Annotated in this window: 12 protein-coding genes; 6 read left to right on the top strand and 6 right to left on the bottom strand. The window is 67.8% G+C overall.

Annotated features, from left to right (window positions below; genetic code table 11):
- The first annotated feature begins 7 nt into the window (after positions 1-7).
- The 3 genes from B215_RS0106905 to B215_RS0106895 all read left to right on the top strand — a co-directional run bounded on the left by B215_RS0106905 (position 8) and on the right by B215_RS0106895 (position 3,071).
- Positions 8-694 (top strand): response regulator, encoded by a 687-nt coding sequence (locus tag B215_RS0106905; protein ID WP_019368911.1) that lies wholly within the window; start codon positions 8-10, stop codon positions 692-694.
- Between the two features lie 133 nt (positions 695-827).
- A complete protein-coding gene (locus B215_RS0106900; RefSeq protein WP_019368910.1) occupies positions 828-2,873 on the top strand; it encodes a carbon starvation CstA family protein in 2,046 nt (681 codons plus the stop codon).
- A 3-nt stretch (positions 2,874-2,876) separates the two neighbouring features.
- A complete protein-coding gene (locus B215_RS0106895) occupies positions 2,877-3,071 on the top strand; it encodes a YbdD/YjiX family protein (protein ID WP_019368909.1) in 195 nt (64 codons plus the stop codon).
- Positions 3,072-3,096: 25 nt separating this feature from the next.
- Here the strand turns inward: B215_RS0106895 and B215_RS19680 are convergent, their stop codons facing one another.
- The 3 genes from B215_RS19680 to B215_RS0106880 all read right to left on the bottom strand — a co-directional run bounded on the left by B215_RS19680 (position 3,097) and on the right by B215_RS0106880 (position 8,173).
- Complete coding sequence (locus B215_RS19680) at positions 3,097-4,194, bottom strand: glycoside hydrolase family 53 protein (RefSeq protein ID WP_019368908.1); 1,098 nt, start codon at positions 4,192-4,194, stop codon at positions 3,097-3,099.
- Positions 4,194-6,923 carry a TonB-dependent receptor gene (locus tag B215_RS0106885; RefSeq protein ID WP_152997839.1) on the bottom strand — a complete coding sequence of 910 codons (2,730 nt, stop codon included), beginning with the start codon at positions 6,921-6,923 and terminating at the stop codon, positions 4,194-4,196. Before B215_RS0106885 ends, B215_RS19680 begins: the two co-directional genes overlap by 1 nt.
- Before the next feature lie 158 nt (positions 6,924-7,081).
- Positions 7,082-8,173, bottom strand: coding sequence for a lactonase family protein (locus B215_RS0106880; protein WP_019368906.1), 1,092 nt, complete (start codon positions 8,171-8,173; stop codon positions 7,082-7,084).
- Positions 8,174-8,269: 96 nt separating this feature from the next.
- On the opposite strand from B215_RS0106880, the gene B215_RS0106875 reads away from it, so the two are divergent.
- Positions 8,270-8,548: a hypothetical protein gene (locus tag B215_RS0106875; protein ID WP_019368905.1), complete on the top strand. Its 279-nt coding sequence runs from the start codon at positions 8,270-8,272 to the stop codon at positions 8,546-8,548.
- On the opposite strand, the gene B215_RS0106870 is transcribed toward B215_RS0106875, so the two are convergent.
- Together B215_RS0106870 and B215_RS0106865 are read right to left on the bottom strand one after the other, a co-directional pair.
- Positions 8,545-9,237 carry an anti-sigma factor family protein gene (locus B215_RS0106870; protein ID WP_019368904.1) on the bottom strand — a complete coding sequence of 231 codons (693 nt, stop codon included), beginning with the start codon at positions 9,235-9,237 and terminating at the stop codon, positions 8,545-8,547. The two genes, B215_RS0106875 and B215_RS0106870, sit on opposite strands and share 4 nt — an antisense overlap.
- Positions 9,234-9,719 (bottom strand): RNA polymerase sigma factor, encoded by a 486-nt coding sequence (locus tag B215_RS0106865; protein WP_019368903.1) that lies wholly within the window; start codon positions 9,717-9,719, stop codon positions 9,234-9,236. Before B215_RS0106865 ends, B215_RS0106870 begins: the two co-directional genes overlap by 4 nt.
- Before the next feature lie 84 nt (positions 9,720-9,803).
- Between B215_RS0106865 and B215_RS19675 the strand changes: the two genes are divergently transcribed.
- Both B215_RS19675 and B215_RS19670 read left to right on the top strand, forming a co-directional pair.
- Entirely contained in the window at positions 9,804-11,021 is a 1,218-nt protein-coding gene (locus B215_RS19675; RefSeq protein WP_019368902.1) for a S8 family serine peptidase, read from the top strand.
- Positions 11,022-11,097: 76 nt separating this feature from the next.
- Positions 11,098-11,982, top strand: coding sequence for a hypothetical protein (locus tag B215_RS19670; RefSeq protein WP_152997838.1), 885 nt, complete (start codon positions 11,098-11,100; stop codon positions 11,980-11,982).
- Between the two features lie 64 nt (positions 11,983-12,046).
- Here the strand turns inward: B215_RS19670 and B215_RS0106850 are convergent, their stop codons facing one another.
- Positions 12,047-15,028 carry a TonB-dependent receptor plug domain-containing protein gene (locus B215_RS0106850; protein WP_019368900.1) on the bottom strand — a complete coding sequence of 994 codons (2,982 nt, stop codon included), beginning with the start codon at positions 15,026-15,028 and terminating at the stop codon, positions 12,047-12,049.
- Positions 15,029-15,100 lie beyond the last annotated feature (72 nt).

The raw sequence follows: 15,100 nt of genomic DNA, 5'->3' as shown, positions 1-15,100 counted from the left end.
TCGAGCCATGGCGCGCGCAACCAAGGTCCTGATCGTCGAGGACGACAGCCATATCCGGCGGCTGCTGCGCGGGGCGCTTACCCGCGCAGAACACCAGGTGATCGAGGCGGCGACGGCGCGCGAGGCCATTGCCGCCTTCGGCATCGACAAGCCCGACGCCGTGCTGCTCGACCTCGGCCTGCCCGACCGCGACGGGATCGAGCTGATCCAGCAGGCCAAGGCAGGCGGCGCGGCGGTAATCGTCGTCTCCGCCCGAACCGAGACGAGCGAGAAGGTCGCCGCGCTCGATCTCGGTGCCGACGATTACTGCACCAAGCCGTTCGATACCGAGGAACTGCTCGCCCGCCTCCGGACCGCGCTTCGCCACCGGCTCGCCGGCGTGGCCGAGCGCGAGCAGGTGATCGCGGGCGCGGTGGAAATCGACCTCGTCCACCGCCGCGTCCGCCGCGATGGCGAACCGGTGCACCTCACGCCGAAGGAATATGGCGTGCTGGCGCTGCTCGCCGGTCATCCCGATCGGGTGATCGCCCATGGCCAGCTGCTCCGCGAGATATGGGGGCCGGCGCACGTCCAGCAGCTCGATTATCTCCGCATCGCCGTGCGCGGCCTGCGCCAGAAGCTGGAAGAGGATCCGGGCCGCCCGCAGCGGATCGTCAACGAGCCCGGCGTGGGCTACCGCCTCGTCCTCGGCTAGCGGCACCGTTCCCGCTCTGGAACGTGCAAGAATCGGTGGTCGTGCAGGGTGACGCGGCCCCCAGGACCCTGATAGTGCAATTCGGGCCAACCGGGTGCCGCGGCACCGCGCAGATCAGGGACACGCAATGCACATGGTTTGGAAACGGCTGCTCTGGATCGTCGTCGCGCTGGCGGGCACCGCGGCGCTCGCCGTGATCGCCAGTGCGCGCGGTGAGGCGATCAATGCGCTTTGGGTGCTGGTCGCCTCCGTGTCGGTCTATCTGATCGCCTATCGCTTTTACAGCCGGTTCTTGGCGGGCCGGGTGGCGCAGGTCGATCCCGCCAGGCCCACTCCGGCGGTGCGCCGGCCCGACGGCACCGATTTCGTGCCGACCAACCGTAACGTGCTGTTCGGCCACCATTTCGCCGCCATCGCCGGCGCCGGTCCGCTGGTCGGGCCGGTGCTCGCCGCGCAGATGGGCTATCTGCCCGGCATGCTCTGGATCCTCGCCGGCGTGGTGCTGGCGGGCGCGGTGCAGGATTTTCTGATCCTGTTCCTCTCGGTGCGCCGCGACGGCCGTTCGCTGGGTGAGATGGTGCGGATGGAACTGGGCGCCTGGGCCGGCACGATCGCGATGGTCGGCACCTTCCTGATCATGGTCATCATCCTGGCGGTGCTGTCGCTGATCGTGGTGCGGGCGCTGGCGCACAGCCCCTGGGGCACCTTCACCGTCGCCGCGACGATGCCACTTGCAGTGGTGATGGGCGTCTATATGCGCTTCCTGCGCCCCGGCCGCGTCGGGGAGGCTTCGCTGATCGGGCTGGTCGGGCTGCTCGCCGCGATCGTCTATGGCCAGCAGGTCGCCGACACGCCCGCGCTTGCCGCCTGGTTCAGCTTCACGCCGGTCCAGCTGTGCGCGATCCTCGTCGTCTATGGCGCCATCGCTGCGCTGCTGCCGGTGTGGCTGCTGCTCGCCCCGCGCGACTATCTGTCCACCTTCCTCAAGATCGGCGCGATTGCCGCGCTGGCGATCGGCATCGTCGTGGTAGCACCACCGCTCCGCATGCCGGCGCTCACCCAATTCGTCGACGGCAGCGGCCCGGTATGGTCGGGCACGCTGTTTCCCTTCCTGTTCATCACCATCGCATGCGGAGCGGTCTCCGGCTTCCATGCACTGATCTCCAGCGGCACCACGCCCAAGCTGGTGGCATCCGAAGGCGATCTCCGCTTCATCGGCTATGGCGCGATGCTGATGGAAAGCTTCGTCGCGGTGATGGCGCTGATCTCCGCCTCGATCCTCGATCCTGGCATCTATTTCACCATGAACAGCCCGGCCGCGATCGTCGGCACCGATGCCGAAAGCGCCGCCACCGCGGTGACGGCGATGGGCTTCCCGATCCGCGCGGAGACGATCGCCGAAACCGCGCGCGACGTAGGCGAGACGACGATCATCAGCCGCGCAGGCGGCGCCCCCACGCTGGCGGTCGCCATGGCGGATATTTTCAGCCGCATGATCGGCGGCCGTGCGATGATGGCTTTCTGGTACCATTTCGCGATTCTGTTCGAGGCGCTGTTCATCCTCACCGCGGTCGATGCCGGCACTCGTGCCGGGCGCTTCATGTTGCAGGATCTGATCGGACTCGCCGTTCCCAGCTTTCGCAACGCGACCGGCGCGGTGCCGGCGCTGGTCGGCACGCTGCTGTGCGTCGGCGCCTGGGGCTATTTCCTCTACCAGGGCGTCACCGATCCGCTGGGCGGAGTGAACACGCTATGGCCGCTGTTCGGCATCGCCAACCAGATGCTGGCGGCGATCGCGCTGATGCTGGCGACCGTCGTGCTGTTCCGGATGAAGCGCGATCGCTATGCCTGGGTCACACTGCTGCCCAGCGCGTGGCTGCTTGCCTGCACCGTTTCGGCAGCCGGCCTGAAGCTGTTCGCCGCCGATCCGCGGGTGAGCTTCCTCGCCCATGCCGCCCGCGTGCGCGAGGCGCTGGCGCGCGGCGAGTTGCTCGCCCCCGCCAAGTCGGTGGCGGAAATGCGTCGCATTCTGTTCAACGATCTGGTGGACGCAGCGTTATGCGGCCTGTTCCTGGCAGTGGTGCTGGCCACGCTCGTCTTCGCCGTCCGCGCGTGCCTGGCCGCACGCCGTACGCCGCGGCAGACTGCGCACGAACTTCCCCTGACCGCGGCGGCCTGATCGATGGCGCGGTCTCCCGCCGGCGTGTGGCGCGGGCTACGTGAAGCGCTCGGCCTGATCGTCGGCGTGCCCTCTTACGAGCACTATCTGGCGCACATGGCCGCGCACCACCCGGAACAGACGCCCCAGTCGCGCGCCGCCTTCTTCGCCGCGCGCCAGCGCGAACGCTATGGGCGCGGCAAGGGGCGCTGCTGCTGAGCGCCTTCCCGCCGCGCCCCCGCGGTCACTTACCCGGCCGGCGGTACAGGTGCCGGAGGAACTCGAAAGCGGGCAGCGCCTCGTGCTTCTCCAGGTCGAACCAGGCGGCGTTTTCCCAGTTGGATCCGGTGCCCCAGCGCGTCTTGCACCGGGTCGAGACCCAGGCCGGCTCCCAATAGACCACGCCGATGCCGCCGCTCGTCACCACCTGCTGGGTCAGGTCGACCAGATAGCGGCGCTGCCCGTCCGGCGTCGCCGGATAGCCGGGGATCAGCGTGTCCGGCCCCAGCAGGTTCGGCGCCTGGTCCGCGCCGTCGTTGGTGAACGGATAGGCCGTCTCCACCACGATCACCTCGGCCTTGTAGCGCGCCTTCGCGGCGGCGATCACCTGGCCCAGCCCGGCAATGTCGAGCTTCGACCATTTGCGGTAATAGCTGATGCCGATCACGTCATAGTCGAGTACGCCCGCCACCGTCGCCTGATCGAACCAGGGCATCACATTTTCGGGCTGGGCGATGTGCAGCATCACCTTGGGGCGCGTGCCGCTCGCCTTGCCGGCGTCGCGTACCGCCTTGATGCCGGCGTTGAACAGCCGGGCGTTGCGTTCCCAGCGGATCGGCTGGCCGACCACGCCGCCCATCAGCTCCGGATTGGTCTCGTTGCCCACCTGGACCATGTCCGGCATCAGGCCCTGTGCGGCGAGCTTGCCCAGGATCTCGCGTGTATAGTCGTACACCGCCTTGACCTGCGCATCGGTGTCCAGCTTGGCCCATGCGGCCGGCACGCGCTGCTTGTCGCCATCGGCCCAGTCGTCCGAATAATGGAAGTCGAGCAGCACCTTGAGGCCCGCCGCATGGGCGCGGCGGATCGTCTTCAGCGCATCGTTATAATCGCTGTAACGGGTCCAGTCGGGGTTGTTCCACAGCCGGACGCGGACGATGTTGCCGCCCTTGGCCTTGAGCAGCGCGAACGGATCGACCGGCTTGCCGCGGTCGCGATAGATCGCGCCGCAATCCTCCATTTCGTTCACATAGCTGAGGTCCGCGCCCAGATAGAGCGTGTCGTCCTGCGCGGCCGGCGAACCGGCGGCGAGGGCTGCGGCGGCGAGAAGCTGGGCCAGCATCAGAAGCTGTAGCTCACGCCGCCGAGGAAGCGCCGACCGAACCGCTCGAAACGGCCCTGCAGGCGGGTATCCCCGTAATAGGTCTCGAACGGCTCGTCGGTCAGGTTATTCGCTTGGAACAGCAGCTCGACATTCTTCAGCGGCCCGCTCTGGAACTTGTACGAGGTCTGGAAGTCCAGCACGCCTTCGTCGCGGGTGTAGAGCAGCCGATCGGTATCGCCCAGCTCGGTCGCATAGTTGCTGCGATAACGATAGGCGATCCGCGCCTCGAACCCGGATTTGCTATAGTAGAGCGCGGCGTTGCCGACATGCTTCGAAAGGCCCGGCAGCGCCGTCGCGCCGATCGCGTTGTCGCGTTCCTGCACGGTGATGTTGCTGTCGGTGAACGAATAGTTGAGGTAGGTGCCGAAGCCGTCGAACGGCGCGGGCAGGAAGGTGAATGCCTTCTGAAACGCCACTTCCACGCCCTTGATCGTGCCACCGCGCCCGTTCACCGGCTGGGTGAAGGTGCCTTGGACGATGTTGCCGCCGGCATCGGTGAAATCGCGCGTCGTCGTCTGGGTGGCGATGAACGTGTCGAGATCCTTGTAGAAGCCCGAAATCGTCAGCGCGCTGTCGCGATCGAAATACCATTCGAAGGTAAGGTCCAGCTGCTTGGCGCGGAACGGCTCGAGCAGCGGGTTGCCGCCGGTGGCCGAAGGCGCGCCGCCGCTGGTGAACACGCCGACGCCGGCGTTGAGGTCGTCCAGCGGCGCCCGCGCGATCGCCTTGCTCGCGCCGAAGCGCATCTGCAACGTGTCGGTCAGCTTGAAGTTAAGGTTCAGGTTGGGCAGCCAGTCGGTGAACGCATTGTCGAAGCGCACCGGGGTGGCGACGGCCACCGCGCCCTGCCCGTCGATCTGGGTGCTGCGCGAGCTGGTGTCGGTATGCACCATGCGCACGCCGGCATTGCCGGTCATCGGGATGCCGAACAGCGTGCCGTCCAGATCGGCCTGGGCATAGGCGGCAACGGTCGATTCCTTCACCAGCCAGCTGGAGGACTGGTCGAAGAAGCTCTCCTGCGGATCGAGCGTTCCGAAATAGCGGTCGATCGCGGCCGGAATATTGATCGACAGCGTCTGCGGCACGCCGCCGAAGCCGCTGGGGAACGCAACGGTGCCGTTGATCAGGTCCGACGGGATCGCGACGCGGTCGCCCTCGGCGATGAAGCCGAACTGGGTGCGCTGGGTATAATCCTTCGCCCGATCGGTGAAGCGGCCGCCTGCGGTCACGCGCTTCAGGAAGCCACCGTCGAATTCGCGCTGAATCTCGCCCTTCAGCGTCCAGAGATGGTCGTTGACCAGCGGCGCGCCGCCGCCATTGGTCGGGATCTGGAATTCCGAGATGCGGTTCACGCTCGGATCGGTGAGCGAGCGGTTGAAGCTGAAGCTCGCCGCCTGCCCCGGCGTGCTCAGGAAAGTGCCGGTGGAGCCGAAGCGATCTTGGAAGGTGAAGCCGTTGGCAGTCGCCGAATATTCGGTGCGCAGCGTAAGGAACTGCTGGCTGCGGTGTGTCGTCGAATAGCCGGCGTCGAGGATGCCGGTCCACCCGTCCTTCGACCATTTGCCGTTGAGGCCGCCGGCATAGAGATCGTCGGTGAAGAAGAAGCTTTCGTTGACGTTGCGCACGCCAAGGCCGAAATCCACGCCGGTGTTGGTCGCGGTGATGCCGGTGACATTGCCGTCGACCACGGTGGGCCGCGAGAAGGTGTTGCCGAACGGCAGGCCTTCCACGCGCAGGCCGCGCTGCGTCTCGGTGAACTTCACATGGCTGTAGAAGAAGTCGCCGTTCAGCTCGAACAGGCCATGGCCCGGATTCCACTGCAGCGCGGCCAGCGCACCGTGGCGGATATCGTCGCCGCCGCGCACCAGCGCTTCATAGCCATAGGGAATGTTGTCCTGCCCGGTCGCGTTGCCGGCGGCGCCCTTGCCGTCACCGTTCAGGTCGGCAAAGGCGTTGGTGTAGCGGAAGATGTTGGTCCGCGCCGTTGCGTTCGCCTGGCGGCGACCCGAATAGCCCAGCGCCACGCCCAGCGTATCATCGAAGAACTGATCGACATAGCTGATGCTGCCGATATAGCCCCAGGGCTTGGCATCCGCGATGTCGGGCGCGAGATCGTTGTAGCTGGCGCGCAGGTTGATCGCCACCTTGCGCTGGCCGAAGTCGAGCGGGCGCACCGTCTGCAGGTTCACCTGACCGGCGATGGCGCCTTCCACCTGCGATGCGGTGGGCGATTTGTAGACGAAGGCGCCGTTCAGCAGCTCGGTCGGATAGTCGTCATAGCGGATGTTGCGGTTCGCCTCGGCCGAAACGACCTCGCGGCCGTTGAGCAGCGTGTTAACCAGGTTGGGCCCCATGCCACGGATCGAGATCTGCGTGCCGTTGCCGCGGTCGCGATTGGTCGCGAGGCCGGGCAGTCGCGCCAGCGATTCGGCGATCGACGCTTCGGGCAGCTTGCCCAGATCCTGCGCCGAGAGCGTTTCCTGCACGCGATCGGCATCACGCTTCGATTGCAACGCGCTGCGTAGCGAGGCGCGATAGCCAAGCACGACGATTTCGGCGCTGTCCTGCGGCGCATCGGCGGCGGGTGCCTCGGTGGGGGCGCCGTCCTGCGCCTGCGCGAATGCGGGCGAAGCGACGGCGATGGCCAACAGGCTCACTGCGGCTTTCGCCCCAAGCAACTTCTTCATCATTCCTCTCCGGAAACAAATGTTGAAGCGTATTTATCGTATAAATCACCGCGATAAAGGAAGAGGATCTACCTCGCGCCGATTCCGGGCGACCGTGGCAAATTTATCACGCATACCCCGCGGCTTGCGCGCCTGCCCCGGCGGCCGGTGCGGTTCGCTCAGCTGGCGAGGAATGCCACGCCCGGCACCGTAGGCCCGTGGCTGGCGGTGCCCAGTCGGCCTGCGCGCTCCATCGGCAAACGCGCGACATTGCCCGAACGCTGGTTCGCCACCAGCAGCTCGCCGCGCGCTTCCAGCAGCAGGAACAGGCGCGGCCAGTGGCCGCCGCAGCCGGCATGCTGGATCGGCGTCAGCCCGCCATCGCTGGCGATCGCGAACACCGCGATGCTGTCGTGCCCACGATTGGAAACGTACAGCCGGGTGCCGGCGCGGTTGAGCGCGATATGCGCCGCCGCCGACGCGCCGTTGAAGCCCGCCGGCAAAGTGGAAACGACCCCGCGCGCCGCGAAGCTGCCGTCCGGCCGCGCCTGCAGGATCGTCACCGTGTTGGCCAGCTCGGCGACGAGATACGCGATCGGCATCCGCGGGTGCCGGGCCAGATGGCGTGGACCCGATCCAGGCTCGGCGCGATAGGCGATCGTCGTGGTGCCCACGCCCCGTGCTTCCAGCCTGTGCGCGAATATCGCATCGGCGCCCAGGTCTACTGCATGGAGCAGGCCGTTGCCGGCAAAGCCCACCCAGTGCGCGTGCGGCGCCGCCTGGCGGCCGCGGTTCGGGCCGCTGCCTTCGTGCGCAATGCTGTGCGGCGCGCCTGTCGGCAGCCCGGTGCGGCGGTCGAGCCGCCACAGCGCCACGCTGCCGCTCGAATAATTGGCCACCGCCAGCGTTGCGCCATCCGGGCTGAGCGCGGCGTGGCAGGGATCGGCACCCAGCGTCGATCCGCCGCCGATGCGCTTGTGCCCGGCGTCGTAGATGCCCAGGCCGCCCTGCTGCTGCTCGTCGAGCAGATAGCGCAGACCAGTCACGGTCGATCGCACGCCGAACGATGCGTTGCGGATCGCGGCATCGGCGGGCCCTGCCGTCCAGCCCCTCGCCCCAGCGGTCAGCGGCACCAGCCCCGGCCCGCCCTCCTGCGTATAGGTGCCCGCGAGCAGCCGGGCGCCGGTTTCGGCGAACAGCCGGGTGGGAAGCGCGCCGAGCGCCAGAGCGGAACCGACCAGGGCGCGACGGGAAAGTGCGGGAGATGCCATGGCACCGGTTCAAGACGTTGCCCGCCCGCGCTGTCAACGGCGATGCGACGGAAAGGGCGCGCCCTGTCTGCCCACACGCGCTACAATCCTGGCATCATGGCTCGCAGGAAACGCTATCTCACGGCCGTTCTGGCCGACGGCACCGTCAAGACGATCGGCCCCACCGCCGCACCCTTCACGCATTATTGGCGGATCGTCGCGCATCTCGGCGGCGGCCGCACCGACATCTTCTGGGGCCATGCCAAGTCGCTGAAGGAAGCCACCGGAAAGCGCATTGCGCTCGAGGAGGCGGCCCGCCAGCGCGGCTGGGAACGCTATGATTTCGACATCGTGCCCGTCACCGAAAGCGCGCAAGATCCCGCCCGGGATGCTTAGCGCCAGCCTGCCGCCCGCGCCCGCGCCTCGGCTGCCGCATCGAGCGGCTCGCCCGCCATCATGCCCTGCGCCGCCGCCATCAGCGCCGGATCGGCCGAGCCAGCCTGGACATAATCGGTCTTCGGCATAGCGCCGTCGGGCGCGCCGCGCGTCTGGCGCAACGCCCAGCCCTCGCCGTCGCGGCAGGCGATGCCATCGGTAGCGGGGGCGGTGAACACGCGACAATAGGCGCCGCCGGCGTCGCGGAAGCTCACCGGTACGCGGACCGCGCCGCCAGTTGCGGCAAGCTGATCGTCCAGCGCATGGGCAAGCGGCCCGGCGGCATAGAGCCGGCCCTCGGCGCTGCGCACCATGCCCGCGTCCCAGCTGTGCCCGAGCATCAGGCCCAGGAACAGCGACGCGGCGACCGCTCCGCCCCAGCCTGTCCAGGCGGGCAGGCGCCGGCGCTGCGGCGGCAGCGTCGCGACGCCGGTCAGCATCGCCGCCAGCCGTTCGGGCACCGGCTCGTCCGCCACGGGGGCGAAATGCCCGGCGATCGAAGCCCGAAGTGCGCGATGTTCGTCAAGTTGCGCCGACAGCGCCGGATCGGCGGCAACCGCCCGTTCGACGCGCTTGGCTTCCACCGCATTCAGTTCGCCATCGGCATAAGCGATCAGCAGTTCGGGCCCGATTGCGCCATCGCTGCTCATGCGGCTTCTCCCAGCATTGCCATCAGCGCCTGCCGCCCGCGCACCAGCCGCGAGGTGAGTGTGCCCATCGGAATGTCGAGCACCTCCGCCGCTTCGCGATAGGCCAGCCCCTCCACCAGCACCAGCGCCACCGCCTCGCGCTGTTCGTCGGGCAAAGCGTGCATCGCGGCAGCGATGTCGCGGCGCAGGGCTCGGGACTCGGTGCCGCCATCATCGCCCACCATCGCGCCCGCTTCTTCGGCGACGAAGGTCTGCGCGGCGCGGCTGCGGCTGCGGGTGGTGTCGATCCAGGCGTTGCGCATGATGCGGTACATCCAACTATCCATCCGGGTGCCCGGCTGCCACGATGCACGGCCAAGCAGTGCCTTTTCCAGCGCCACCTGGCACAGATCGTCGGCATCGGCCGGATCGCAGGCGAGCGCACGCGCAAACCGCCGCAGTCGCGGCAGCAACGCGAGCAGATCGGCCTCGAACCCTGTCAAGCCGGCACTCTCCTTCGTGCGTGTCCGGATGAAACGGACGTCCCTGCCCGTTTCATCCTTATGGTAGGATTTTTCCGGTAGGATGTGCACGCTGTTTTCCTGGCCGGCCTTGTCGCGGTCGCATGGGGCGGATCCGCCAGCGCTCAGCTGGCGCCGCTGCCGCTCCCCGGGCTGCAAGGCCCGTTGCGGCCCGACGCGCTGATCGGCCAGCTGGACCAGGGCGTCGACCGGCTGACGACGCGTGTCGAGCAACGGCTGGAGTCGCTCCGTCAGGCCGCCGCCGCGCAGCTGGTGCGCGACCACCCCGATCGCATCGCGCTTGATCCGCAGGGCTTTCCCGCCCGCGCCGGCGAAGTGGTGGTGAGCGATCCCAACGACGCGCTGCTCGCCGCTGCCGCAACCCGCGGCTATCGCCTGATCGAGCGCGGCGATCTGCTCGGCCAGGGGTTCGCCCGGCTCGCGACGCCGCCCGGCCAGTCGCTGAAACAGGCGATCCGACAGCTGCGCGGTTTGGGCGCGGGCGAGGTGAGCGCCGATCCACTCCACACCCCCAGCGGCAGCGCGCGCGCCGCGGCGCCTGTCGCTGCCGGCAACGGCCCGCTGGTGGGCGTGATCGATGGCGGCGTCGATGGCGCGGTGCTGCGGGCGGGTTTCGCCACCGGCGCGCCGCGCGCCAGCAGCCACGGCACCGCCGTCGCCTCGCTGATCGCGGGGTCGGGCGCGGTGCGCGGCGGACTGCCCGGCGCCCGGATCGCCTCGGCCGATGTCTATGGCAGCGATCCCGCCGGGGGCAACGCAACGGCCATCGCCAAGGCAATCGCTTGGATGGTGCAGAACCGAGTGAGCGTGGTGACGATCAGCCTAGTCGGGCCGGCCAACCCGCTGCTCGCGCGTGTCGTAGTCGCCGCCCGTGCGCGCGGCCTGGCAATCGTGGCGGCGGTGGGGAATAACGGCGCCGCCGCGCCGCCAGCCTATCCCGCTTCCTATCCTGGCGTGATTGCGGTGACAGGCATCGACGGACGCGGCCGCCCGCTCATCGAGGCGGGCCGCGCGAGCCATCTCGATTATGCCGCGCCGGGGGCGGACATGCTGGCAATGGGCACGAATGGCGCGCCGATGCCGGTGCGCGGCACCTCCTTCGCCGCGCCGCTGGCGGCGGCGGTGATCGCGCGCTTCTATCCCGCCCCGGATGCCGCCGCCCTGCCCGCCGCGTTGAAACGTGTCGACGGCGAGGCGCGCAAAGCGGGTCCTCGCTTCGGCCGCGGGGTGCTGTGCGAGCCATGCCGCACCCCAGCGACATAATTTTTCCCGCTGCCCGGGATTAAACGCGATCCGGGGCCCGTTCTCCCAGCACAATCACTTTCTTGGGAGAATGACGATGATCAAGTTTCTCGGCACTTCAGCCCTCCTCGCTCTCGCGCTGGCAGCCTCGCCGGCTTCGGCGCAGTTGCTCGGCGGTAGCGGCGGCCTGGGCGGCTCGCTGGGCGGGGCGCTCGGCGGCGGCATGGGCAGCATGGGCGGTTCGGGCATGGGCAATCTGGGCAGCACGCTCGATGGCTCAATGCGCGGCTCGCCCCGCACCGGTGACAGCCTTCGCGGCTCGGTTGATGGCTCGACCCGCACCGAACGCAGCGTCGATACGCGCAAAGGCCGCGTGAAAGCATCGAACGAAAGCGCACTCGATGCCACGGTCGCGAACAGCACGCGCATCGGCGACCGCACGATGGACGGCGCACTTACAGGCTCGGCGAGCGGCAATGGCAGCGCCGACGCGCAGCTGATCGGCACCGATGCGGTGCGCGGCACGGCGCGCGACACACTGGGCCGCACCCGCGATACGGCGAGCGGCCTGCGCGAAACCGGCCGCAACGCCGCGGGCGAGGCTCGCACGGCAGCCGGAAACACCGTCGGCCGCGCCCGCGATGCGCTGCCTAGCCCGGCGACGGTAGCCGGCACCGCATCGGCCGCCGCAAGCGGCGCGGTCGGCCGCACCCAGACTCTGGCCGCCGCCGGCTCGGCGCGAGCGGCACAGGCGGGCGCCTTCCTAGTCTCCGCCGGCATGCCGGTGAGGGATGCGCGCGGCAAGGCGATCGGCACCGTCCAGTCGGTCCGCTCGAATGCGTACGGCGCCGTCGAGGAGGTGCTGGTGCAGACCCGCAGCGGCACCGCCACGCTTCCCGCTGCCAATTTCACCGGATCGGGCAGCGCGCTCGTTTCGGCGATGGGCAAGGGCGAGGTGAACAAGGCCGCCGACGCCGAATGAGCATAAGAAAGGGTCCCGGCCTTGCGGTCGGGACCCAGGAACCCTGAGGGGGGCGGGGGAAAGATCAGAAGTTCAAGCGAACGCCGATCCGATAGGTGCGGCCGATCGTGTCATAGAGCGCCGGGTTCACATCGAGCCCGGTGTTCGTCTGCGGGCTCGGCTCGGGATCGACGTTGAACAGATTGTCGACCTTGAAATAGGCTTGGATGCCGCTCGTCACCTTGTACGATCCGCCGACGTCGACATAGAAGGCGCCCGGCATGAAGTTGCGGCTGATCGTCGGGTGGTTACCGGTCGATGCCGGACAGTTCGACTGGCACACGACATATTGGTTGCCGAACACGCCGTCGGAGAACCAGCGCTCCTGCACCAAGAGGCTGAACTGGTCGGTGTCGTAGCTCTGGATCGCCAACCACTTCCAGTCTGGCGTTGCGCCGCTGTTGGAACCGGCATTGTCCACCGTATCCACGCCCGCGATACCGGCGCGTACAAGGAATTCCTGCACATGCGTGCCCAGCGCACGCACCGTGAAATTGCCCGGCAGGCCCAGCGGACGCGCCCAGCGATAGCTTGCCTCGATGTCGAAACCGCTGGTTTTCCAGCTGGCCAGGTTGAACGGCTGGACGTTGATGAAATTGCCGCCCTGCACCGGGCTGTTCAGCACGAAGCCACCGCAGAAGGCCTGATTGCCTTCGAAGCAGAAGCGCACGATCTGGTCGGCCGACAGGGTGGAGACGACCCCGCTCAGCTTGATCGTGTAGTAATCAACCGACAGGCTCAGCCCCGGCAGCCAGCTCGGATTGGCAAGCGTGATGCCGGCGACGGTGTTGCGGGCGATTTCCGGCTTCAGATCGGGGTTGCCGACCGTGTTCTGGAACGCCTGCACCGCCACGTTGCGGAACGGATCGTTGAAGTTCGGCAGCGTCGTTACCGTCGGCGCGGCGAACAGTTCGGACAGGTTCGGAGCACGCACGTCGCGCGACGTTACGGCCCGCAGGCGGATGCCGTCGATCGGCGTCGCCCAGGTGCCGCCGATCTTCCACGCCCAAACGGTGCCGGAGGTGGAATAGTTGGTCACGCGCGCCGCGCCGTTCAGGTTCGCCTTGCCGATGCTTTCATTGTCGACCAGCGGCAGGTTGAGTTCGGCAAAGCCTTCCCACACGTGATATTTGCCGCCGCCATTCTTGTAGTTGCCGGCCGCCCAGTTGCTGCCCAGCGTGGAGTTGAGCAGCGGATCGGCCGGATAGGCGGCGCTGTTCGGGCTGACGCTGGTCACGCCGGCGCCATAGGGATCGGCGTTCACGCGGTAGAATTCGCGACGATATTCGCCGCCGAATGCCAGGGTGAGCGGGCCAGCCCAGAGGTCGACCAGATTGCCGGAGACGTTCACGCTCGCCACGTCCTGAGTCAGCTTGGTGTGCTGGAACGGGCCATTGGCGGGGGTGACATAGGCGAGTGCGGCAGACGATGGCGTGAACCCGCCGAAGATGTTGATCGGCTGGCATCCCGCCGCCCGCGCGGCCGCGTCCGCGCAGACGATCGCGCCGTTCAGCACGACCGCGTTGGTCGCCGCAACATATCGATTCTGCAGGACAATATCGTTCACGTCGATGTCGGAAATGGTGACGCCATGCTCGTAATAGGCGTCGTAGTTCCACTCGCCGCCGACAACATCGAGCCGCCCCTTCGCGCCCAGCACGCCGCGATACTGACGGCGATCGGTAAAGACCTGCGGATCGGGGAAGGATGCGTTGCTAGAACCGAAGTTGAAGCTGGTGATGCCTGCCGAGGCGCAGCGGTCGCGTACCAGCTGTGGAAGAAAGGGATTGGTACACTGCACCGTCAAGTTCGGGCGGTTATAGCCCGGGCTCGGCTGGTTGTTGGTTTTCACCTGGCCGATGTTGATCGTGCCGTAGATCTCGTTCCCCGGCGCGATGTCATAGGCGATGCGGGTGTACCCGACGACGCGCTGCAGCTTCGAGACGAGCGACGCGCCCGAGCCCGGCGCCCCGGTCAGATCGCCGCCCACGCAGAAGCTGTTGCCGGGGAAACAGTTGCTCACCCGCCCATTGCCGAGCGGCTGGCCGTTGGAGCCATAGTTGAAGTTGTACGGCGTGCCGTTCACGTCGAACGCGATACCCTGCAAAGGACCGCTGTTGATCAGGCCGTAGCGCGCATATTGATAGGGCTGGGCGAAGTCGCTGTACACGAACTGCGGCGAGCCGTTGTTGGTCTGTCCGGTGTTGAGCAGCGTGGTGGCGCGATACCAGTCGCGATCGCGGGCCAGATCGGTGCCGAAGTCGCCGGGGCCGACGCCGCCGTCATGCGCATATTCGCCGCTGACGATCAGGTGCAGCTTGTCGTCGAACAGCGACTTGCCCCAGGCGCCCTGCGCCAGGATCTGCCGGTTGTCGCCATAGGTGGTGATGCCGCCCTGCACATTGGCCTTGAAGCCGGTGAAGCGGGTGTCGGTCACGAAGTTCACCACGCCGCCGACAGCGTCCGAACCATAGGAGGCGGACGCGCCGCCGTTCACCACGTCGACGCGCTTGACCAGCAGCTGCGGGAACAGGCTCACGTCCGGCACGCCGGTCACGTTGGCGGCGGCGACGCGCTGGCCGTCGAGCAGCGTCAGCGTGCGGATCGGCTGCAGGCCGCGCAGCGAGAAGGAGCTGAGGCCCTGCTGCCCGCTCGAAGTGCTGAACGTGCCCGTCGCGGCCCCCGTCGATCCTTGCAGCGACGGCAGCTGGGCGATGGTGTTGAACAGGTTGGGCTGGGCGATGGCGGCGATCTGTTCCTCGCCCAGCACCGTCGTGGGCGTCGGCGCGGTGAAACCGCTGGCGATGATGCGCGATCCGGTGACGATGATCTGGCCTTCCTGATCGGCGGCGGCGGTGGCGGCCTGATCGGGAACGGTGGTCTGCGGGGCCGGCGGCGCATCGGCGGTCGTCTGCGCCTGCGCGGCGCCGGCGAAGCTCGCCATCGCGGCGAGCGCGAACAGGCTCGCGCCGTGGTGCAGTCGATCTGGTGTGAACATTCCCTTCATGCGATCCATCCCCTCCACTTTCTTTCGGCCGTTATCCCGGCGCTTAGAAAGGACTAGACCTGCGCTGCCCCG

Origin of the sequence: Sphingomonas sp. ATCC 31555, from assembly GCF_000282895.1 — a bacterium.
Classification (GTDB): Bacteria; Pseudomonadota; Alphaproteobacteria; order Sphingomonadales; family Sphingomonadaceae; genus Sphingomonas.
The sequence above is the reverse complement of the archived record's forward strand: the minus strand, read 5'-3'. Positions and strand labels throughout refer to the sequence as shown.